This window comes from Pseudomonas sp. KH_017 (assembly GCF_057840285.1).
In genome coordinates, this window is record NZ_CM174509.1 from 830,583 (window position 1) to 851,912 (window position 21,330).

Sequence of the window (21,330 nt, forward strand, 5' to 3'; positions counted from 1 at the left end):
CGGTGGCTCAGGTCAAACGTATCCGTCGTAACGTCAGCGGCATCATCCTGCTCGACAAGCCGCTGGGGTTCACCTCCAACGCGGCCTTGCAGAAGGTTCGCTGGTTGCTCAATGCCGAAAAGGCAGGTCATACCGGCAGTCTCGATCCCTTGGCCACCGGCGTGTTGCCGCTGTGCTTCGGCGAGGCCACCAAGTTCTCGCAATACCTGCTCGATTCCGACAAGGGTTATGAAACCCTGGCGCAACTGGGCAAGACCACCACCACGGCGGATGCCGAAGGTGATGTTTTGCAGGAACGCCCGGTGACCGTTGGTCGCACCGATATCGAGGCTGTACTGCCAAAATTTCGTGGGCAAATCAGTCAGATACCGCCGATGTACTCGGCACTCAAGCGCGATGGCCAGCCGCTGTACAAGCTGGCTCGTGCAGGCGAAGTAGTGGAGCGCGAACCGCGTTCTGTTACTATTACGCGCTTGGAATTGCTGGCCTTCGAAGGTGATACTGCGCGGCTGGCGGTGGATTGCACTAAAGGCACCTATATCCGCACCCTGGTGGAGGATATTGGTGAGCAACTCGGTTGTGGCGCTTACGTTGCAGAACTGCGACGTACCCAGGCCGGGCCATTCACCCTGGCGCAGACAGTTACCCTCGAAGAGCTGGAAGCGGTACATGCCGAAGGCGGCAACGAAGCGGTCGATCGCTTCCTGATGCCATCGGACAGCGGCCTGCTGGATTGGCCTCTGCTGCAGTTCTCGGAAGCGAGCGCGTTCTACTGGCTCAACGGCCAGCCGGTACGTGCCCCGGATGCTCCGAAGTTCGGCATGGTGCGGGTACAGGATCACAATGGTCGCTTCATCGGTATCGGTGAAGTGAGCGAAGACGGGCGCATCGCGCCACGTCGTTTGATTCGGTCGGAGTGACCGAAACCAGTCTGTGTAACAGCAGGCTGGCGAGGGTGGCTGTCAACAGGCACGGTCACTACTCATTTTTAGATACAGGGATTTGTCCCTGGCCTGTTGAAACTGTTTTTTTGAAACAGTTTCCTGATAAAAGGATTGCCTCATGGCTCTCGACGTTCAAGAAAAAGCTCAAATCGTAGCTGACTACCAGCAAGCTGTTGGTGACACCGGTTCGCCAGAAGTGCAAGTTGCACTGCTGACCGCCAACATCAACAAACTGCAAGGTCACTTCAAGGCCAACGGTAAAGACCACCACTCCCGTCGTGGTCTGATCCGCATGGTTAACCAGCGTCGTAAGCTGCTGGACTACCTGAAAGGCAAGGATCTGGGTCGTTATCAGACTCTGATCGGTCGCCTGGGTCTGCGTCGCTAATAAGCGATTGCGCTAGAGGTTGGTTGTCTGTCGTGCACCAGCGGGTTTCCCGCCGGCGCATGGCAGGCTCCCAGCCTCAAGTTTTATCTGGATACCTGCTTTACCTGAGTTACACCTGGACAAACCAGTCGGGCCGACTCCCGGCGTTGCCCAAGAATTTCGCAAGAAACCAGTTCCCCAAGAGCCACAATGAAGGTAGGACACCGTGAACCCGGTAATCAAAAAATTCCAGTTCGGTCAGTCGACCGTTACCCTCGAGACTGGCCGTATCGCCCGCCAGGCCTCCGGCGCAGTATTGGTCACCGTTGACGACGACGTCAGCGTATTGGTGACCGTAGTCGGTGCAAAACAAGCCGATCCAGGCAAGGGCTTCTTCCCTCTGTCTGTTCACTACCAGGAAAAGACTTACGCTGCCGGTAAGATCCCTGGCGGTTTCTTCAAGCGCGAAGGCCGTCCTTCCGAGAAAGAAACCCTGACTTCCCGACTGATCGACCGTCCGATCCGTCCGCTGTTCCCGGAAGGCTTCATGAACGAAGTGCAGGTAGTCTGCACCGTCGTTTCCACCAGCAAGAAGACCGATCCGGACATCGCTGCGATGATCGGTACCTCGGCTGCCCTGGCTATCTCCGGCATTCCTTTCGATGGCCCGATCGGCGCTGCCCGCGTTGCGTTCCACGAAAGCACCGGCTACCTGCTGAACCCGACCTACGAGCAGCAAGCTGCTTCGAGCCTGGACATGGTCGTTGCCGGTACTTCCGACGCTGTGCTGATGGTTGAATCGGAAGCCAAAGAGCTGACCGAAGACCAGATGCTGGGCGCGGTACTGTTTGCTCACGACGAGTTCCAGGTTGTGATCAACGCTGTTAAAGAACTGGCCGCTGAAGCTGCCAAGCCAACCTGGACCTGGGCTCCTGCGCCAGAAGCCACCGAACTGCTGGGCGCTATCCGTGCCGAGTTCGGCGAAGCGATCTCCCAGGCCTACACCATCACCGTCAAGGCCGACCGTTACGCTCGCCTGGGCGAGTTGAAGGACCAGGTCGTTGCCAAGCTGTCCGGTGAAGAAGGCCAGCCTTCTTCCAGCGAAGTCAAAGCGGCTTTCGGCGAAATCGAATACCGCACCGTTCGCGAGAACATCGTTAACGGCAAGCCACGTATCGACGGTCGCGACACCAAGACCGTACGTCCGTTGAACATCGAAGTCGGCGTTCTGCCAAAGACTCACGGTTCGGCTCTGTTCACCCGTGGCGAAACCCAGGCTCTGGTCGTTGCAACTCTGGGTACTGCCCGTGATGCACAGCTGCTCGACACCCTGGAAGGCGAGAAGAAAGACCCGTTCATGCTGCACTACAACTTCCCTCCGTTCTCGGTAGGCGAGTGTGGTCGCATGGGTGGCGCTGGTCGTCGCGAAATCGGTCACGGCCGTCTGGCCCGTCGTTCGGTTTCGGCCATGCTGCCTGCCGCCGACGTGTTCCCGTACACCATCCGCGTGGTTTCGGAAATCACCGAATCCAACGGTTCGAGCTCGATGGCTTCCGTTTGCGGCGCTTCCCTGGCCCTGATGGATGCTGGTGTGCCGATGAAGGCGCCGGTTGCCGGTATCGCCATGGGTCTGGTTAAAGAAGGCGAGAAATTCGCCGTCCTGACCGACATCCTGGGTGACGAAGACCACCTGGGCGATATGGACTTCAAGGTAGCCGGTACCGCCAAAGGCGTCACCGCGCTGCAGATGGACATCAAGATCAAGGGCATCACCGAAGAAATCATGGAGATCGCTCTGGGCCAAGCCCTGGAAGCGCGCCTGAACATCCTCGGCCAGATGAACCAGATCATTGGCCAGTCGCGTACCGAACTGTCGGCCAACGCTCCGACCATGATCGCGATGAAAATCGACACCGACAAAATCCGTGATGTCATCGGTAAAGGCGGCGCGACCATTCGTGCGATCTGTGAAGAAACCAAGGCTTCGATCGACATCGAAGACGACGGTTCGATCAAGATCTTCGGCGAAACCAAGGAAGCGGCAGAAGCTGCTCGTCAGCGCGTTCTGGGCATCACCGCTGAAGCCGAGATCGGCAAGATCTACGTGGGCAAGGTTGAGCGCATCGTCGACTTCGGCGCATTCGTCAACATCCTGCCGGGCAAGGACGGTCTGGTTCACATCTCCATGCTGAGCGACGCTCGCGTTGAGAAAGTGACCGACATCCTGAAAGAAGGCCAGGAAGTGGAAGTACTGGTACTGGACGTGGACAACCGCGGCCGTATCAAGCTGTCCATCAAAGACGTGGCAGCAGCCAAGGCTTCGGGCGTTTAATCACGCCTCACGCCTGACCGCTTCAACGTTGTAGAAAATGCCCCGCAGTGAAAGCTGTGGGGCATTTTTTTGTCTGCAGGAAATTGAGACGTTCCGGAAGTTGCCTGCCCCTGAAGTCAGTGCTAGGTTTAGCCCACCGCCCGTGTAGCTCAGCCGGTAGAGCAGCGCACTCGTAACGCGAAGGTCGCAGGTTCGATTCCTGTCTCGGGCACCAGCAAGACTTGTTTTCAGATGATCCCGAATGGTTCTGAAGGCCAGACAAACCGCGCTTCATACGGTTTTTTTGCGTCAGAGAGATCCTTGATGATCCAGATCCATCTTCCATTCCCCCGATCAACGAGAACGCCATGACAATAAAAGAATTGACCCAAGAAGCCAGACACGAAGAAGCACTGAAAAAGTACGTGCTGGATGTGCCGGATCTGATGGAAGAGATCAAGGACCTGAGTGCCGATGATCAGAAGGACCAGATTCAGTGGGCGTTCGAGGATGAAGCCGAAGCCCAGGGCTTGCAGCCGTGGGAGTTGAGCCTCAAGTACACCTCGACACCGGAAGAGTACGAGACAGAACGCCTGAAGCTGCATAAAGAAGCGGCCGAGGTGCTAGGTGTCGAGTGGGAAGAGTACTGCGAGATGAACAATCTGGTGGTTTGAACAAAAACGCCAGCCTCAATGGGGCTGGCGTTTTTCATTGCACGAGAGCGATCAGATGCTCAGGCGCATCGAAAGGTCTACAGCCTTCACATCCTTGGTCATCGCACCGATCGAAATGTAATCCACCCCGGTTTGTGCAATCGGCAGCAACGTGCTTTCGTTGATCCCGCCGCTGGCCTCCAGTTTGGCTTTACCGGCATTCAGGCGCACGGCTTCGCGCATGTCGTCCAGGCTCAGTTCGTCGAGCATGATGATGTCGGCACCGGCCGCCAGCGCTTCTTTGAGTTCATCCAGGCTTTCCACTTCAATCTCGACCGGTTTGCCCGGCGCGATCTTGTGCGCGGCGGCGATGGCCTGCGCGATGCCGCCACTGGCGGCGATATGGTTTTCCTTGATCAGGAAGGCGTCATACAGGCCGATGCGGTGGTTGTGGCAACCGCCGCAGGTCACAGCGTACTTTTGCGCCAGGCGCAGCCCCGGCAAGGTTTTGCGGGTGTCGAGCAGCTTGACCTGAGTTTCGGCCACGAAGTCCGCCAGGTATTGCGCGCGGGTCGCCACGCCGGAGAGCAATTGCAGGAAGTTCAGGGCGCTGCGTTCGCCGGTCAGCAGCGAGCGCGCAGGGCCTTCGAGGTGGAACAGCACCTGATTGGGCGTCACCCGTTCACCATCGGCAACCTGCCAGTGCACCGCCACCCGTGGGTCCAGTTGCCTAAACACGGTATCCACCCAGGCGGTGCCGCTGATGACGGCCGCGTCACGGGTAATGATGGTGGCTTTGGCCAGGCGTTCGGCCGGGATCAACTGCGCGGTGATGTCGCCGCTGCCAATGTCTTCACGCAACGCACGGCGCACGTTGGCTTCGATTTCGGCGGTCAGATCGGCGAGACGTAGATTCGGCATAACGGACTCCACAAACAAAGTGGCTCGATTATAGGGCCATGGCACGGACCAACCCAAGGCATCAGAGCGTTACGTTGGTGCTGGCGCCTGCATTTGGTCGAATCCCTGCCGTTGTCGGCGTTGACCGTCGATTCCGAACAAACGCCTGTTTGAGATCAGCAACCTCCAGCGCCTCAAACACGGCAAGGGATCGCGCCCCGGGGGATTATCGCGGCATACTGTGCCAACACTGTCGCCGTTGAAGGAATATGTATGCAGTTGGACCCCGCGAGCGGTTGGATTCAGGGTGTGCATGTCTGCCCCTCACCCAACTTCAATGCGCGCCCCACAGGCGAAGTTTCCCTGCTGGTCATCCACAACATCAGCCTGCCGCCGGCGCAGTTCGCCACCGGCAAGGTGCAGGAATTTTTCCAGAATCGTCTGGATGTCACCGAACACCCCTATTTTGAAGGGATCGCGGATTTGCGGGTGTCGGCGCACTTTCTGATCGAACGTGACGGTACCGTCACCCAGTTTGTTTCATGTCTTGAGCGTGCTTGGCATGCGGGTGTCTCGAGCTTCGAGGGGCGGGAAACCTGTAACGATTTTTCCGTGGGCATCGAGCTCGAAGGCACGGATGATCTGCCGTTCACCGACGCGCAATACAGCGCGTTGACAGCCCTGACCCGCCAATTGCAGCAGGCGTTCACGGCAATCACCACAGAGCGCATCTGCGGGCACAGCGACATTGCTCCGGGACGCAAAACCGATCCAGGGCCGGCGTTCGACTGGGCACGCTATCGTGCCGCCCTGGCACAAGAGGAAGGACGATGAATTTTCTGGTGTTGCTGTTGGCGGTGTGGATCGAGAAGTTCTCGGCCTTGCGTCATCGGGTTCAGCGGGACAGCGGCTGGATACACGAGCTGAACAAGCTTGAGGCCAGCCCGCGATTTTCTGGCCGGCCATGGCTGGTGTTGTCGGTAGTGGTCTTGTTGCCAGTGGCGTTGCTGGGTTTGCTGCTGCTGGTCATCGAACCGGTGGCCTACGGGTTGCTGGCGTTGCCGATCCATTTGCTGGTGGTGATCTACAGCCTGGGGCGCGGTGATCTGTTGGGCGATCTCGGGCCGTTCCGCGATGCCTGGCGTCGGGAGGACCTGCAGGCCGCGGCCCATGTCGCCCAGCGCGATCTGGATATCTGCGCAGACAGTGGCGAGCAGCTGCTGGAACAGGTCGAAGGGCATTTGTTGTGGGAGGCCTACCAGAGCTTTTTCGCGGTGATTTTCTGGTACTTCCTGTTGGGTCCGGTCGCGGCGCTGAGTTATCGGCTGCTGGCGCTGGCCGAAGAACACGGGAAAAACCCTGCAGTGGTCGAACGCGCCGGGCAACTGCGTCACGCCTTCGACTGGTTGCCGGTTCGTCTGCTGGCGGCGAGCCTGGCGTTGGTCGGCAATTTTGTCGCGGTCAGTCGGGTCATGCTGCATGAGCTGCTGAACTGGAACATCAGCGCCGCGCAATTGATCGTGAAAGTCGGGCTGGTGGCCGGTGAAATTCCGGCGCCGGTGGCCGGCGTGGAAGGTATCAACAATCTGGACCGCATTTGGGCGCTGCTGCTGCGTGCGGCGGTGCTCTGGTATGCCGGGTTTGCGTTGTGGACGGTCCTGCATTAGTCCAGCAGTTAATGCCCCCTCGCCACAGGGCGATCACTTGTCCGAAGTGCTTCGCCCTGTCGTTAACCTTAAGTTACAAAACCTCCTGCCGATTTAAGTTATACAGAGATAGCGCTGAATAGTGGCTATCTGCCGCCTGTCTGCGCCTGCCAATAAAAAAAATAAGAAATCGAAGGGAGACATCCAGTGAAGAGCTTGCTCTATCCCGCTGTCGCACTGATGAACCGCCTGAGCTTCGGCATGAAGTTCAGCCTGATCAGCGTACTGTTCCTGGTGCCGATGCTGGTGACCAACTTCTATCTGGTGCGTGACTCCTATCGCGAATTCCAGGGCACGCGCATCGAACTGCAAAGTCTCGACCTGTTGGGCAGCAGCCTGACGTTGCGGCGCGATCTGGAAACCCTTAACAACCTGGTGCAGATCAATGTCAGCCTCGGCCAATCCGGCAAGGCCGGCAATGTCGAATCGAAAATCGGCGTCCTTGAACAGAGTATCCTGACTCGCCTGCAAGGGTTGACGGCGATGACCAGCGACCCGGAGCAGGTCGCGGTGTTTGATGGCAAACGCGATGAAATGATCGCCGCGTTCAAGGCCCAGCAAACGGAAAACTCCCTGCAAAGCAAAAGTGCCTTGATCGGCAAGCTGGTGGGCAGCGCGCAGGTTTTCAGCCAGCTCATCACCAGCCAGTCCGGCCTCAGTCGCGACAACCAGAGCGACATGCGCCAGTTGAGCGAGCTCGTCACCCTCGTCACGCCACGGGTCACCCAGATCCTGGGCGAAGGTCGGGCAATGGGGTCTTATTCGCTGGGGCAGGGGTTCATCAACTCGGCTTCGAGTACCCGTTTCGATGAATTGCTGGCGCAGATTGAAAAGCTCCAGGCCGAGTATGGCCTGAAGTTGCAGGATGCCTTGGGTTCCAGCAAAGCCGCACGCGATAGCCTGGCCGCTCAGGCCGATAGCAGCCGGGCATCCTTGAAGAAAGCCAGCGAGCTGTTCGAAGAACAAGTGGTCATGGCCGACACCCTCGATGCGCCGTGGCAGGGCTTTTACGATCAGGTCAGCGCCCTGATGGACCAGACCTATCAACTCAACGAAGCAACCCTGAAGTATCTGGGCCCGCAGTTGCAGCAACGCCTGGACCAGAACCGTACACACATGATCTTGCAGGCCGTGGCGTTGTCAGTCGTGTTTGTGTTGATCTTTTATCTCTACGGCGCGTTCTATGCCTCGACCCGCACCACGCTCAAGCGCCTGGGGGCGGTGATGGACAAGGTGGCGGCCGGCGACATGACCGTGACCTTCAGCGCCCACAGCCGCGATGAGCTGGGGGAGTTGGGCGAGGTGTTCAACGGCACCGTGAAAAAAATCCATGACCTGATCGAGCGGGTGGGGCAGACCGTCAGTGAAGTCGAGCGTCAGGCCGGGCAAGTGGAAAACGTTTCCGCGCAAAGCAACCAGGCCGTCGCCGGGCAGCGCACACAGATCGAACAAGTGGCCACGGCCATGAACCAGATGTCGGCCACTTCCCAGGAAGTGGCGCGCAGTGCCGCCGCGGCGGTGAGCAGTGCCCACAGTGTCAACGATGAAACCATCAGTGGCCGCAGTCTGGTGGAGTCGCAGCAAGGCAGCATTGCCGCGCTGGCCAGCGAGATCGATCAATCGGTGCTGGTGATCAACCAACTGGCCAGCGACAGCCAGTCCATCAGCCGCGTGCTCGAAGTGATCAAGAGCATCGCCGAACAGACCAACCTGCTGGCGCTCAATGCCGCCATCGAGGCAGCACGGGCCGGTGAGCAGGGCCGTGGTTTCGCCGTGGTAGCCGACGAAGTCCGGACCCTGGCCAAGCGAACCCAGCAATCGACCGAAGAAATCGAGCAGATGATCGCCAGGCTCCATGGCGGTGTCGGCGCGGCGGTCAAGGCCATGGGCACCAGCCATGAAATGGCCAACGGCACGGTCGGGCAGTCGGAGAAGGTCCAGCGGGCGCTGGAAAACATTCTGGGAGCGGTCGGCATGATCGTCGACCAGAACCAGCAGATTGCCGCCGCTGTGGAGCAGCAAACCGCCGTGGCCCACGACATCGACCAGAACATCGTCGAGATCAATCGCGCCGGCGAGCGCACCGCTGAAGGTGCGCATCAGACCGAAGATGCCAGCCGGGCGCTGTCGGCCCAGGTCGTGGAGTTGAAACAGTTGATCAGTGCATTCCGGGTTTGAAAGACCGCTCGGGAATCCTGTAGGAGCGAGCTTGTTCCGGGCGGCGATCCGAAGAAAGCGGTTTTTCAATCGCATTGATGTTGAATGTGCCGCCGTCTTCGCGGGCAAGCCCGCTCCCACAGTTGGCGGGTGCTGGAAGTTATGACCAGTTGAACAACTCGCAGGCATTGGCCGTACTGGCCGCGGCCAATTGCTCGGGGCTGATCGCCATGATGTCGGCCAGTGCCGCGCAGATTGCCGGCAGGTGTGTCGGGCTGTTGCGCTGGCCAGGAAACATGGCGGGCGCCATGTCCGGCGAGTCGGTTTCCAGCACCACCGAATCCAGCGGCAGTTCGCCGAGCACGCGGTGCATGCGCAGCGCCTGCGGCCAGGTCGGGGCGCCACCAAGGCCGAGCTTGAAACCGAGCTTGATGTATTCCCGCGCTTCTTCCTGGCTGCCGGCAAAGGCGTGGATGATGCCGGCCCGTTTCAGGCGAAAGCGTTTGAGCGTGGCAATCACCGCGGCATGGCTACGCCGCACATGGATCAATGCCGGAAGCGCGAAATCCGCCGCCAGTTGCAATTGCGCCTCGAACAACGCCTGCTGGCGGCCGCGGTCCAGGGTTTCGATGAAGTAGTCCAGGCCGATCTCGCCGACTGCGCACAGTTGCCGATGGCCGGCCAGGCGGGTCAGCCAATCGCCGAGTTCGCTCAGGTGTTGCGGGCGATGATCGTCCAGATACACCGGATGCAAACCGAACGCAGCGTGCAGGTCGGGATCACTCTGCACCAGCTCCCAGACCCGCTGCCAATTGGCCTGATAAACCCCCAGCACCACGATCCGTCGCACCCCGAGGGCGCGGCTTTCGGCCAGCAGCGCCTGGCGGTCGGCGTCGAAGTCCGGAAAATCCAGATGGGTGTGGGTGTCGATCAGCTCCACGGTTCAGTCCTGGCGAATACGCTGCTTGAACGTGCGCGCGATGGCTTGCACGCCGGGCCGGTAATCCGATTGCTCGATGGCTGCCAGGGCCAGCGCGAGGGCCTTGTCGGCGATCAACTGGTGTTGCTGGGCCATGGCATTGACCGGCAGCGGCAGGAAGTCCAACAACTGGGTGTCGCCGAATGTGCCGAGGCGCAGCGGGCGGTTTTTCAGCGGGAAGTCGTGCAGCGCATCGAACACGCCCTGAAGCAGCACGTAGGATGTGGTCACCAGGGCATCGGGCAAATGGCCCAGGCGCTGCAGCAACTCTTCCATCAATTGTTTGCCGCATTCACGGCTGAAGGACTCGCCTTCTTCGATCAGCACCTCACCGTTGAACCCGGCGAGCGCCTCTTTGAAGCCGGCGCAACGTTCCTGGCTGATGCTCAGCTCCGGGCGGGCGCCGATCAACGCGATCTGTTTGGGCAAGGGGTCGAGCAGGCTGCGGGTCAGTTGCAGGCTGGCCTCGCGGTCGTCACTGATCACCGAGCAGAAATGCTCGGGTTCCATGACCCGGTCGATGGCGATGATCGGAATGCCTTTGGCCTGCAATTGGCGATAGCTGTCGTCGCCGGCCGGCAGGCAACTGGCAACGATCAGTGCGTCGCAGCGCCGGGCGCGGAACAGTTGCAGCAATTGCCGTTCACTGTCCGGTGCATCGTCGGAACTGGCGATCAGCAACTGATAACCCCGGGCCCGCGCACCTTGCTCCAGCAATTTGGCGATTCGCGCGTAACTGGGGTTTTCCAGATCCGGCAAAATGAATCCCAATGTGCGGGTGTGCCGGCTGCGCAAACCGGCAGCCTGTGGGTTAGGCGTGAAGCCATGTTGTTCGACGACCGCGCGCACGCGTTCGACGGTAGCGCTGCTGATGCGCTGTTGTTCGGCCTTGCCATTGATGACATAGCTGGCGGTGGTGACGGACACACCGGCCAACTGGGCGATATCACTGAGTTTCAACCCGCTGTTTCCTTGTTTTTTCGAGATTGCCTCGACATTTTCGTCAATCCTAACCGATTAAGGCAGGCGACCATTGTCGCAACGCATCCGACAAGTTGGACTTCAAGGATGGGCCAATATCGAGTAACGTGCCAATCGATCTAGATTAAACGTTTCAGCAGGCGTATTTTCTACGTTTTAGGCGCCTTTGGCCGGTTCAGCCATGAAACCGCCAAAAGCGATGACCAAGCGCCTAAGCTGACTCATTCAAAACAATACCTGGTGCTCCAAGGCGCCAAAAAGGAGAAAGCATGCTCGAGCTCACTGTAGAGCAGATTTCCATGGGCCAGTCGGCTGTGGATAAGTCCGCAGCGTTGCAATTGCTGGCCCGGCACCTGGTCGCCGACGGCCTGGTGGCCGAGGGGTATCTCGCTGGTTTGCAAGCGCGGGAAGCGCAGGGCTCGACCTTTCTCGGTCAAGGTATTGCCATCCCCCACGGTACGCCCGAAACCCGCGAACTGGTGTTCACCACCGGTGTGCGCCTGATGCAGTTCCCCGATGGCGTGGACTGGGGTGACGGTCATATCGTTTACCTGGCGATCGGTATCGCCGCCAAATCCGATGAGCATCTGCGCCTGTTGCAATTGCTCACCCGCGCCCTCGGCGAGACTGACCTGGGCCAGGCCCTGCGTCGCGCCGGTTCCGCCGAAGCCTTGCTGAAGTTGCTGCAAGGCGCGCCGCAGGAGCTGGCGCTGGATGCGCAGATGATCGGCCTCGGTGTGGCGGCCGAAGATTTCGAAGAGCTGGTCTGGCGCGGCGCACGTCTGTTGCGGCAGGCCGACTGCGTGAGCAACGGTTTCTCCGCCGTGTTGCAGCAGGTTGAAGCGCTGCCCCTGGGCGATGGCCTGTGGTGGCTGCACAGCGAACAGACGGTGAAGCGTCCGGGCCTGGCCTTCGTCACCCCCGACAAACCGCTGCGCTATCTCGGCCAGCCACTCAATGGACTGTTCTGCCTGGCCAGCCTCGGTGAGGCCCATCAAGCACTGCTCGAACGCCTGTGCGCGTTGTTGATCGAAGGGCGTGGCCATGAATTGGGGCGCGCCACCAGCAGCCGCAAGGTCCTCGAAGTGCTCGGTGGTGAAGTGCCCGCCGACTGGCCCAGCGCGCGAATTGCGTTGGCCAACGCCCATGGTTTGCATGCGCGGCCGGCGAAAATCCTCGCGCAACTGGCAAAGAGTTTTGACGGTGACATCCGCGTGCGGATCGTCGATGGCCACGACAGCGCGGTGTCGGTAAAGAGCTTGAGCAAGTTGCTCAGCCTCGGCGCCCGTCGGGGGCAGGTCCTGGAAATCATCGCCGAACCGGGCATCGCGGCTGATGCGTTGCCGGCCTTGTTGGCCGCCATCGAAGAAGGCCTTGGTGAAGAAGTCGAACCGCTGCCGCCGGTAAGCCAGGTGCGTGAAGTCGTTGCCGATATGGCCGAAGTGATCCTCGCCCCGGTGTCAGGCAGCGTGGTCCAGGCGATTGCCGCGGCTCCGGGGATCGCCATCGGCCCGGCGCATATTCATGTGCTGCAATCCATCGATTACCCGTTGCGCGGCGAGTCCGCCGGCATCGAGCGTGAGCGTCTCCAGCAAGCCCTGGCGCAGGTACGCCGTGACATCCAGGGCCTGATCGAGCGCAGCAAGAGCAAAGCCATCCGCGAAATCTTCATCACCCACCAAGAGATGCTCGACGACCCGGAACTGACCGATGAGGTCGATACGCGCCTCAAGCAGGGTGAAAGCGCCGAGGCGGCGTGGATGGCCGTGATTGAAGCGGCGGCCCGGCAGCAGGAAGCGTTGCAGGATGCCTTGCTCGCCGAGCGTGCGGCCGACTTGCGCGACATCGGGCGTCGGGTGTTGATGCAGCTCAGCGGCATCGAAACCCCGAGCGAACCGGACCAACCGTACATTCTGGTGATGGACGAGGTCGGCCCGTCTGACGTCGCGCGTCTCGATCCCGCGCGCGTGGCGGGGATTCTCACCGCCCGGGGTGGCGCTACGGCGCACAGTGCGATTGTCGCCCGGGCCCTGGGCATTCCGGCACTGGTCGGCGCCGGCCCCGGCGTGTTGCTGCTGGCGCCGGGCACGCCGTTGCTGCTCGATGGCCAGCGGGGTCGCCTGCATGTGAACGCTGACGCAGCGACCTTGCAGCGCGCCACGGCCGAACGCGATACCCGCGAGCAGCGCTTGAAGGCTGCAGCTGAACTGCGCCATCAACCAGCGCTGACCACCGATGGCCATGCCGTCGAAGTGTTTGCCAACATTGGTGAGAGCGCTGGCGTGACCGCCGCGGTCGAGCAGGGCGCCGAAGGCATTGGCCTGTTGCGCACCGAATTGATTTTCATGGCTCACCCACAAGCGCCCGACGAAGCGACCCAGGAAGTCGAGTACCGCCGCGTCCTCGACGGTCTGGCCGGGCGACCGCTGGTGGTGCGCACCCTCGATGTCGGTGGCGACAAACCACTACCGTACTGGCCGATTGCGAAGGAAGAAAACCCCTTCCTCGGCGTGCGCGGCATTCGCCTGACCTTGCAGCGCCCGCAGATCATGGAAGCGCAATTGCGCGCCTTGCTGCGGGCTGCCGACAACCGGCCGCTGCGGATCATGTTCCCGATGGTGGGCAGCGTCGACGAGTGGCGCCAGGCCCGTGACATGACCGAGCGCCTGCGTGTGGAAATCCCGGTCGCTGACCTGCAGCTGGGGATCATGATCGAAGTGCCGTCGGCGGCATTGCTGGCGCCGGTGCTGGCCCAGGAGGTCGACTTTTTCAGCGTCGGTACCAACGACCTGACCCAATACACCCTGGCCATCGACCGTGGCCATCCGACGCTGTCGGCCCAGGCCGATGGCTTGCATCCGGCGGTGCTGCAACTGATCGATATCACCGTGCGCGCGGCCCATGCCCACGGCAAGTGGGTCGGTGTATGCGGCGAGCTGGCGGCCGATCCGCTGGCAGTGCCGGTGCTGGTCGGCCTCGGGGTGGATGAGCTCAGCGTCGGGGCGCGCAGCATTGCCGAAGTCAAGGCGCGGATTCGCGAACTGAGCTTCACTCAGACTCAAACCCTTGCCCGACAGGCCTTGGCCGTGGGCAGCGCCAATGAAGTGCGCGCATTAGTGGAGGCCCTGTAATGGCCCGTATTCTTACCCTGACCCTCAACCCGGCGCTGGACCTGACCGTCCAGTTGCCGCGCCTTGAAGCCGGCCAGGTCAACCGCAGCGATGTGATGCACACCCACGCCGCCGGCAAAGGCGTGAACGTGGCGCAAGTGCTGGCGGACCTCGGGCATCAGCTGACCGTCAGCGGCTTTCTTGGCGAAGACAACCTGCAAGCGTTCGAAACGTTGTTCGCCAAACGCGGTTTCGTCGACGCTTTCATCCGCGTTCCGGGCGAGACCCGCAGCAATATCAAACTGGCGGAAAGCGACGGGCGCATCACCGACATCAACGGGCCGGGGCCGCAGGTCAGCGAGGCGGCGCAGCAGGCCTTGATCGATCGACTGGAGCAGATTGCCCCGGGGCACGATGCGGTGGTGGTCGCCGGAAGCTTGCCGTTGGGCGTCAGTGCGCAATGGTTGCAGGCGTTGATCTTGCGCTTGAAAAACCTGGGGCTGAACGTCGCCCTCGACACCAGCGGCGAGGCGTTGCGTGCAGCGCTGAAAGCGGGGCCATGGCTGATCAAACCCAACACCGAAGAGCTGGCCGAGGTGCTGGACTGCGAGGTCGTGTCGGTCAGCGCCCAGGCCACAGCGGCGGAGCGATTGCACGCCCAAGGCATCGAGCATGTGGTGATTTCCCATGGTGCCGAGGGTGTGAACTGGTTCAGCGTCGGCTCGGCGCTGCATGCCACGCCACCCAAGGTCAGCGTCGCCAGCACGGTGGGCGCGGGTGATTCGTTGCTGGCGGGGATGCTCCACGGTTTGCTCAGTGCCGATACGCCGGAGCAAACCTTGCGCACCGCCACGGCGATTGCCGCCATGGCAGTGACCCAGATCGGTTTCGGCATTGGCGATGCAGCGCAACTGGCGCAGCTCGAACAGGGTGTGCGCGTGCGTCCCCTGACAGAACAATAAGAGGGTTTGTCATGAAGTTAGCCATCGTTACGGCCTGCCCGAACGGCATGGTCACCAGTGTGCTGTGTGCCCGGCTGCTCGACGCCGCGGCCCAGCGTCAGGGCTGGAGCACCAGTGTCGAAGTCACCGATGCCGCGCATCCCGAAAAACAACTGTCGGCGGCCACCCTCGACGCAGCCGAGTGGGTGCTGCTGGTGACCAGCGCGCCGGTGGACATGTCGCGGTTTGTCGGCAAGCGGCTGTTCCAGAGTACCCCGGCCCAGGCCCTGCAGGACGTGGAAGCCGTGCTGCGGCGAGGAGCGCAGGAGGCACAGGTCTACGTCGCTACCGAAGCCGCTGTCGAACCTGTGGCGGCTGTCCAGAACGCGCCGCGACTGGTGGCCGTCACCGCCTGCCCGACGGGTGTCGCTCACACGTTCATGGCCGCCGAGGCCTTGCAGCAAGCGGCCAAGCGCCTGGGCTATGACCTGCAGGTGGAAACCCAGGGCTCGGTCGGCGCGCGCAATCCATTGAGCGCACAAGCGATTGCCGAGGCCGATGTGGTGCTGCTGGCGGCCGATATCGAAGTCGCCACCGAGCGTTTCGCCGGCAAGAAAATCTATCGCTGTGGCACCGGCATTGCCCTCAAGCAAGCGGAAGCGACCTTGAAAAAAGCCTTGGCCGAAGGCCAGCAGGAAAGCGCATCGAGCGCTGCCAAGACAACGGCCAAACAGGAGAAGACGGGCGTCTATAAACACCTGCTGACCGGCGTGTCGTTCATGTTGCCGATGGTGGTGGCCGGCGGCTTGATGATCGCCTTGTCGTTCGTGTTCGGCATCACCGCGTTCAAGGAAGAGGGCACGCTGGCGGCGGCGTTGATGCAGATCGGCGGCGACACTGCGTTCAAGCTGATGGTGCCGCTGTTGGCGGGTTATATCGCCTATTCCATCGCCGACCGTCCGGGCCTCGCTCCGGGGATGATCGGCGGCATGCTGGCGAGCACCCTGGGCGCCGGTTTCATCGGCGGGATCATTGCAGGTTTTCTTGCCGGTTACGCGGCCAAGGCGATCAACCGTTATGCGCGATTGCCGCAAAGTCTTGAGGCGCTCAAGCCGATCCTGATCATCCCGCTGCTGGCGAGTCTGTTCACCGGTTTGGTGATGATCTACGTGGTCGGCAAACCGGTGGCCGGGATGCTTGCCGGACTTACGCATTTTCTCGACAGCATGGGTACCACCAACGCGATTCTGCTGGGTGTGCTGCTGGGTGGGATGATGTGCGTCGACCTCGGCGGGCCGATCAACAAGGCGGCCTATGCGTTCTCGGTGGGGTTGCTGGCGTCGCAGAGTTACGCACCGATGGCGGCGACCATGGCGGCCGGCATGGTGCCGCCGATCGGGCTTGGCATCGCCACGTTCATTGCCCGACGCAAGTTTGCCCAGGCTGAGCGCGAAGCCGGTAAGGCAGCACTGGTGCTGGGGCTGTGCTTCATCTCCGAAGGGGCGATTCCGTTTGCGGCGAAAGACCCGCTGCGAGTGATTCCGGCGAGCATCGCCGGCGGTGCGCTGACCGGTGCGCTGTCGATGTATTTCGGCTGCAAATTGATGGCGCCCCACGGTGGGTTGTTCGTCCTGGCGATCCCGAATGCGATCAACCATGCACTGCTTTATTTGTTGGCGATTGTGGCGGGGAGCCTGTTGACGGCGGTGGTGTATGCGCTGGTGAAACGGCCGGAGACGGTGGAGTTGGCGGTAGAACCCGTCACCGCCTGACACTTGCCCCTGCGCCTGCCCCCTGTGGGAGCGAGCTTGCTCGCGATGACGGATTCACACTCAACAAATTTGTTGGCTGAACGACCGCTATCGCGAGCAAGCTCGCTCCCACAGGGATCTTCAGCGCTGGGAAGATCTGTGTCATGCCAGGGTCATAGGTCCATGCTTTAGTTTTTCCTTTTTCAGGGAGAACACCATGAGCGATTTCAACCTCGGGCGCCGTCGTGTCATCCAAGCGGTCGGCGCCGGGCTGTTGTTGCCGGGGCTGGCGCCGGCGGTGATCGCTTCGGTCAAGGATCGGCCGCAACTCACCGACGGCGTGCAGTCCGGTGACCTGCTGGGCGACCGGGCGATCATCTGGAGCCGCTGCGACCGCCCCGCGCGGATGGTGGTGGAGTGGGACACCCGCAGCCTGTTTCCCAACCCCCGGCGATTCGTCTCGCCCCTGGCGGATGCGCGCACCGATTTCACTGCCCGGGTCGAACTCACCGGGCTGCCCGCCGACCAGGCGATTTTCTATCGCGTGCAGTTCGAGGACGCCCAGAGCGGCGTTGCCAGCGAGCCCTGGTTCGGTCACTTGCGCAGCGTGCCGCAAACCCGCCGTGACATCCGTTTCGTCTGGAGCGGCGACACCGTCGGCCAGGGTTTCGGCATCAACCCGGATATTGGCGGCATGCGCATCTACGAAGCAATGCGCCTGCGTCTGCCGGACTTTTTTATCCACAGCGGCGACACCATTTACGCCGACGGCCCGATCCCGGCGCAGCTCACCACGGAAGGCGGCCGGGTGTGGCGCAACATCACCACCGAGGCCAAGAGCAAAGTCGCCGAGACCCTCGATGAGTATCGCGGCAACTATCGCTACAACCTGATGGACGAAAACATCCGTCGCTTCAACGCCGAGGTCCCGCAGATCTGGCAGTGGGACGACCACGAAGTGGTGAACAACTGGTCGCCGGGCAAGCAGCTGGATGCGCGTTACCAGGACAAAGATATCCACAGCCTGGTGGGCCGCGCACGCCAGGCCTGGCTCGAATACGCGCCGATGCGTTTGCAGAGCGGCGATGGCGGCGGGCGGATCTATCGCAAGTTGGGTTACGGGCCGCTGCTCGATGTTTTCGTGCTGGACATGCGCAGTTATCGCGGGGCCAACGATGACAATCTGGGCGCTGAAAAACCCTTCCTCGGGCGTGAGCAACTGGACTGGCTCAAGCGGGAAATGCAGGCCTCGAAGGCGCAATGGAAAGTCATCGCCGCCGACATGCCCATTGGCCTCGGCGTGCCCGACGGTGAAGTCAGCCCCGGTGTCGCGCGCTGGGAAGCCGTGGCCAACGGTGACGCCGGCCCGGCTCAGGGGCGCGAACTGGAAATCGCCGAACTGCTCGGTTTCCTGCGGGCGCAGCAGGTGCGCAATTTCCTGTTCCTGACCGCGGATGTGCATTACTGCGCGGCCCATCATTACCACCCGGATCGGGCGGCGTTTCAGGATTTCGAACCGTTCTGGGAATTCGTCGCCGGACCGCTGAATGCCGGTAGCTTCGGACCGAACTCGCTGGATAAAACCTTTGGTCCTGAAGTGGTGTTCGAAAAGGCGCCGTCAGCGCAGAACGTCTCGCCGTTTGCCGGGTTTCAGTTTTTTGGCGAGGTGAATATCGATGGGCAGAGCGGGGAGTTGAGCGTGGTGTTGCGGGATCTGGACGGGGTGTCTGTATTCGAGCGCAAGTTGCAGCCGGTTTGACCGGCACCTTGCCCCCTGTGGGAGCGGGCTTGCTCGCGAAAGCGGAGTGTCAGCAAAGATGATTTCGACTGACACGACGCCTTCGCGAGCAAGCCCGCTCCCACATTGGGATTTGGTGAATCAGTACACGTCGCGGCGGTAGCGGCCCTGTTCGATAAGGCATTCCACTTCGACGGCGCCCAGCACCTCGTTGAGCACCTGGTCCACGCCCGAAGCCATGCCTTGAAGGCTGCCGCAGATGTAGATCACGGCACCGTCCGCCAGCCACTTCTTGAGCTCGGCTGCCGATTCACGCAGGCGATCCTGTACGTAAATCTTTTCAGCCTGGTCGCGGGAAAATGCCAGGTCGAGGCGCGCCAGATCACCATTGATCAGCCATTCCTCCAGCTCCTTTCGGCACAGGTAGTCGTGCTCGCGATGACGCTCGCCAAACAACAGCCAGTGACGTTGCTGACCGTCGGCAATCCGGGCCTTGAGCAGGCTGCGCAACCCGGCCAGCCCCGTACCATTGCCCAGCAGGATCATCGGCACCGGTTGGGCCGGCAGATGGAAACCACTGTTGCGCCGCACGCGCAAGTTGATGGAACTACCCACAGGCGCGTGTTCGGTCAGCCAGCCGGAGCCGACGCCGAGGTTGCCGTCGGCGTGTACTTCCTGGCGCACGATCAACTCCAGCACGCCATCGGCCGGGATCGATGCAATGGAATACTCGCGCATGGCCAGCGGCACGAGGGCTTCTGCCAGCGCTTGGGCGTGCAGGCCGACCAGATGGGCGCGGTTTTCCGGCAACTGGCGGCTGGCCAGGGCCTGTTCGAGGGTTTCTTCCAGTCCGTTGAGTTGCACCTTGGTTTCACCGTGGATCCCCATGCCGTCGAGGAAGTGCTCGATGGCCCACGGGCAATTGCGCGGCATCACCTCCACCAGGTCGCCCGCCAGCCAGCTGCTGGTGGAAGGAGACTTGAGGCCTAACAAGTACACCGGCGAACCACTGCTGTCCGGGTTCAGCAGTTCACGACGCAGCAGGGTCCAGTTGTCGTAGCTGGGCGCTTGCCAGGTATCCACGGGGGCCTGGCCGGTCAACAGGCCCAGTTGCTGTTGCCAGTGACGCAAGGCGTAAGGGTCACCGCTGTCGACCTCCACGGGGGCAAACAGGGTCTTTGCGCCATGTTCGCCCAACCAGGCGTGCAGGCGTTTGGCGAAACCGCAAAAGTGTTGATACTGCCGGTCGCCCAGTCCCAGGACGGCGTAATTCAGGCGTCCCAGGCTCGGTGCCCGGCCCAGTACCTTGCGCTCGAAACCGCGGGCGCTGTCCGGTGCTTGGCCGTCGCCGAAGGTGCTGACGACAAACAAGGCATTGTTCGACTCATGCAAGTCCTGCTCGCTGACGTCGGCCAACGGTTGCACTTTCACTGGTAGCCCTGCGGCCTGCAATTGCCCGGCGGTTTGCCACGCCAGTTGTTCGGCAAAACCACTTTGGCTGGCAAAGCCGATCAGCCACGCCGGCGCATCGCTGGCGGTTTGCACGAGGTCTTTGCGCGCATCCTTGATCTGGCGTTTTTTGCGCCGACGATCCAGGTACAGCATCCAGCCGGTGATGAAGAACAGCGGCATGGTCAGCGCGGTGATGGTCAGGATGATGCGTCCGACGATGCCGAAGTAACTGCCGACGTGCAGCGCATAGATGCTGGTCAGCAGTTGCGCCTTGAGGCTCTTGTCGCTGTAGCGATCAACGCGCTTGACCACGCCGGTGGCCGGGTCGAGGGTGATCTGGTTCAGGGCGCGGTCGTGAGGCGAATTTTTCAGCAGGAAGTACACGGTCGCTGGTTGGCCGGCCACTGGCGGCATGCGCACGTTATAGGAACTGAGTAGCGGACCGGCCGCGCTGTAGATGCTGCTCCACATCGCCGCGTAATCGGCCGTCGGTGCCGGACCGCTTGGTGCAGGCCCGCGTCCGCCGCGCACGCGTTCGCTCTGCGGTGAGTCGGAGAGCAACCGGGTCAGGCCCTTGTTGTACCACTCGTAGGACCAGGACAGCCCGGTCAGCGCCGCCAGGAGATAAAACACCAGGCACCAGGTGCCGGCCACCGAGTGCAGGTCCCAGTTGAAACTGCGGCCCTTTTTCTTCCAGTCCAGGGTCAGCCAGGCGCGCCAGCTTCTCCATTGGCGAGGCCAGCGCAGGTACAGGCCGGACAGGCAGAAGAACACCAGGATCAGCGTGCACGCGCCGGTGATCTGCCGACCCGTGTCGCCCATGGCGAGGAAGCGGTGCAGTTGCAGCATCAGGCCGAAGAAGCCCTGGCCGGTAGCATCGCCGAGGAACTCGGCGGTGTACGGATCGAAGTAACGCATCTCGCCACGGCGTTCACCCGGTGGCGGGGTGAACCACACTTTGGCGGCGTTGCCGCTGTCGGTTTCCACCGTGAGCATCGAGACTTTTTTGCCCGACGCGGCTTCGATTCGCTCCACCAGTTCGGCAGGCGGCAGCACACCGGCGACCTGTTTTTCGACCTGCAATACAGACGGGTTGAGTGTGCTCAGGATTTCATCCTGAAACGACACCGCCGCCCCGGTGATGCCCATCAGGGCCAGGACCAGCCCGGCGCTGATGCCGAAAAACCAGTGCAACTGGAACAGGGTTTTCTTCAACACGTCGCTCGCCTTGTTCGTTCAAATTGATTCATCACGGCGCGCATTATGCCGTGGGGTTGTCGAGAAGCATTCTTTTTTACACACAAAAGCCCCGTTCACCTGGATGAACGGGGCCCGACCAA

At 61.4% G+C, this 21,330-nt stretch carries 15 protein-coding genes and 1 tRNA gene; 12 read left to right on the top strand and 4 right to left on the bottom strand.

The genetic code is table 11. From position 1 onward, the window contains the following. Positions 1–2 precede the first annotated feature (2 nt). From truB to AC3IT6_RS03730, 5 genes are all read left to right on the top strand, one after another. Positions 3–920 (top strand): tRNA pseudouridine(55) synthase TruB, encoded by a 918-nt coding sequence (gene truB, locus AC3IT6_RS03710; RefSeq protein WP_489354324.1) that lies wholly within the window; start codon positions 3–5, stop codon positions 918–920. A 142-nt stretch (positions 921–1,062) separates the two neighbouring features. Then, positions 1,063–1,332 carry a 30S ribosomal protein S15 gene (rpsO, locus tag AC3IT6_RS03715; protein WP_015093441.1) on the top strand — a complete coding sequence of 90 codons (270 nt, stop codon included), beginning with the start codon at positions 1,063–1,065 and terminating at the stop codon, positions 1,330–1,332. 205 nt (positions 1,333–1,537) lie between these two features. Next, entirely contained in the window at positions 1,538–3,643 is a 2,106-nt protein-coding gene (gene pnp, locus AC3IT6_RS03720; RefSeq protein ID WP_007915263.1) for a polyribonucleotide nucleotidyltransferase, read from the top strand. A gap of 138 nt (positions 3,644–3,781) precedes the next feature. After that, positions 3,782–3,857 (top strand) — tRNA-Thr (locus tag AC3IT6_RS03725). Between the two features lie 133 nt (positions 3,858–3,990). Beyond that, positions 3,991–4,296, top strand: a complete 306-nt coding sequence (locus tag AC3IT6_RS03730) for a DUF6388 family protein (protein ID WP_223448135.1) — start codon at positions 3,991–3,993, stop codon at positions 4,294–4,296. 51 nt (positions 4,297–4,347) lie between these two features. Here AC3IT6_RS03730 and nadC read toward each other — a convergent pair whose 3' ends face one another. Then, positions 4,348–5,196, bottom strand: a complete 849-nt coding sequence (gene nadC, locus AC3IT6_RS03735) for a carboxylating nicotinate-nucleotide diphosphorylase (protein ID WP_223448134.1) — start codon at positions 5,194–5,196, stop codon at positions 4,348–4,350. A gap of 252 nt (positions 5,197–5,448) precedes the next feature. Between nadC and ampD the strand changes: the two genes are divergently transcribed. From ampD to AC3IT6_RS03750, 3 genes are all read left to right on the top strand, one after another. Further along, entirely contained in the window at positions 5,449–6,009 is a 561-nt protein-coding gene (gene ampD, locus AC3IT6_RS03740) for a 1,6-anhydro-N-acetylmuramyl-L-alanine amidase AmpD (protein ID WP_150727484.1), read from the top strand. Next, positions 6,006–6,842 carry a regulatory signaling modulator protein AmpE gene (ampE, locus tag AC3IT6_RS03745; RefSeq protein ID WP_489354325.1) on the top strand — a complete coding sequence of 279 codons (837 nt, stop codon included), beginning with the start codon at positions 6,006–6,008 and terminating at the stop codon, positions 6,840–6,842. Before ampD ends, ampE begins: the two co-directional genes overlap by 4 nt. A gap of 1,512 nt (positions 6,843–8,354) precedes the next feature. Beyond that, complete coding sequence (locus AC3IT6_RS03750) at positions 8,355–9,059, top strand: methyl-accepting chemotaxis protein (protein WP_458371270.1); 705 nt, start codon at positions 8,355–8,357, stop codon at positions 9,057–9,059. Between the two features lie 139 nt (positions 9,060–9,198). Here AC3IT6_RS03750 and AC3IT6_RS03755 read toward each other — a convergent pair whose 3' ends face one another. Then, positions 9,199–9,978, bottom strand: a complete 780-nt coding sequence (locus tag AC3IT6_RS03755) for a TatD family hydrolase (RefSeq protein WP_489354326.1) — start codon at positions 9,976–9,978, stop codon at positions 9,199–9,201. A 3-nt stretch (positions 9,979–9,981) separates the two neighbouring features. Continuing rightward, positions 9,982–10,977, bottom strand: coding sequence for a catabolite repressor/activator (gene cra, locus AC3IT6_RS03760; protein ID WP_046038732.1), 996 nt, complete (start codon positions 10,975–10,977; stop codon positions 9,982–9,984). A gap of 290 nt (positions 10,978–11,267) precedes the next feature. On the opposite strand from cra, the gene ptsP reads away from it, so the two are divergent. The 4 genes from ptsP (at position 11,268) to AC3IT6_RS03780 (ending at position 18,559) form a co-directional block, all read left to right on the top strand. Then, entirely contained in the window at positions 11,268–14,129 is a 2,862-nt protein-coding gene (gene ptsP / locus AC3IT6_RS03765) for a phosphoenolpyruvate--protein phosphotransferase (RefSeq protein ID WP_489354327.1), read from the top strand. Continuing rightward, on the top strand, positions 14,129–15,070 hold the full coding sequence (gene pfkB, locus AC3IT6_RS03770; RefSeq protein WP_489354328.1) for a 1-phosphofructokinase: 942 nt from the start codon (positions 14,129–14,131) through the stop codon (positions 15,068–15,070). Before ptsP ends, pfkB begins: the two co-directional genes overlap by 1 nt. Before the next feature lie 11 nt (positions 15,071–15,081). Then, positions 15,082–16,821 carry a PTS fructose-like transporter subunit IIB gene (locus AC3IT6_RS03775; RefSeq protein ID WP_489354329.1) on the top strand — a complete coding sequence of 580 codons (1,740 nt, stop codon included), beginning with the start codon at positions 15,082–15,084 and terminating at the stop codon, positions 16,819–16,821. Between the two features lie 196 nt (positions 16,822–17,017). Next, positions 17,018–18,559: an alkaline phosphatase D family protein gene (locus tag AC3IT6_RS03780; RefSeq protein WP_489354330.1), complete on the top strand. Its 1,542-nt coding sequence runs from the start codon at positions 17,018–17,020 to the stop codon at positions 18,557–18,559. Between the two features lie 120 nt (positions 18,560–18,679). On the opposite strand, the gene AC3IT6_RS03785 is transcribed toward AC3IT6_RS03780, so the two are convergent. Next, the gene (locus AC3IT6_RS03785) at positions 18,680–21,208 is read right to left on the bottom strand and encodes a PepSY domain-containing protein (protein ID WP_489354331.1); all 2,529 of its coding nucleotides are present in this window, start codon (positions 21,206–21,208) and stop codon (positions 18,680–18,682) included. Between the last annotated feature and the right edge of the window lie 122 nt (positions 21,209–21,330).

Bases quoted from the DNA above. Each gene is read 5' to 3' on its own strand.
- rpsO (WP_015093441.1), top strand. From the start codon at position 1,063: ATGGCTCTCGACGTTCAAGAAAAAGCTCAAATCGTAGCTGACTACCAG.
- AC3IT6_RS03730 (WP_223448135.1), top strand. From the start codon at position 3,991: ATGACAATAAAAGAATTGACCCAAGAAGCCAGACACGAAGAAGCACTG.
- nadC (WP_223448134.1), bottom strand. From the start codon at position 5,196: ATGCCGAATCTACGTCTCGCCGATCTGACCGCCGAAATCGAAGCCAAC.
- ampD (WP_150727484.1), top strand. From the start codon at position 5,449: ATGCAGTTGGACCCCGCGAGCGGTTGGATTCAGGGTGTGCATGTCTGC.
- ampE (WP_489354325.1), top strand. From the start codon at position 6,006: ATGAATTTTCTGGTGTTGCTGTTGGCGGTGTGGATCGAGAAGTTCTCG.
- AC3IT6_RS03750 (WP_458371270.1), top strand. From the start codon at position 8,355: ATGTCGGCCACTTCCCAGGAAGTGGCGCGCAGTGCCGCCGCGGCGGTG.
- ptsP (WP_489354327.1), top strand. From the start codon at position 11,268: ATGCTCGAGCTCACTGTAGAGCAGATTTCCATGGGCCAGTCGGCTGTG.
- pfkB (WP_489354328.1), top strand. From the start codon at position 14,129: ATGGCCCGTATTCTTACCCTGACCCTCAACCCGGCGCTGGACCTGACC.
- AC3IT6_RS03775 (WP_489354329.1), top strand. From the start codon at position 15,082: ATGAAGTTAGCCATCGTTACGGCCTGCCCGAACGGCATGGTCACCAGT.
- AC3IT6_RS03780 (WP_489354330.1), top strand. From the start codon at position 17,018: ATGAGCGATTTCAACCTCGGGCGCCGTCGTGTCATCCAAGCGGTCGGC.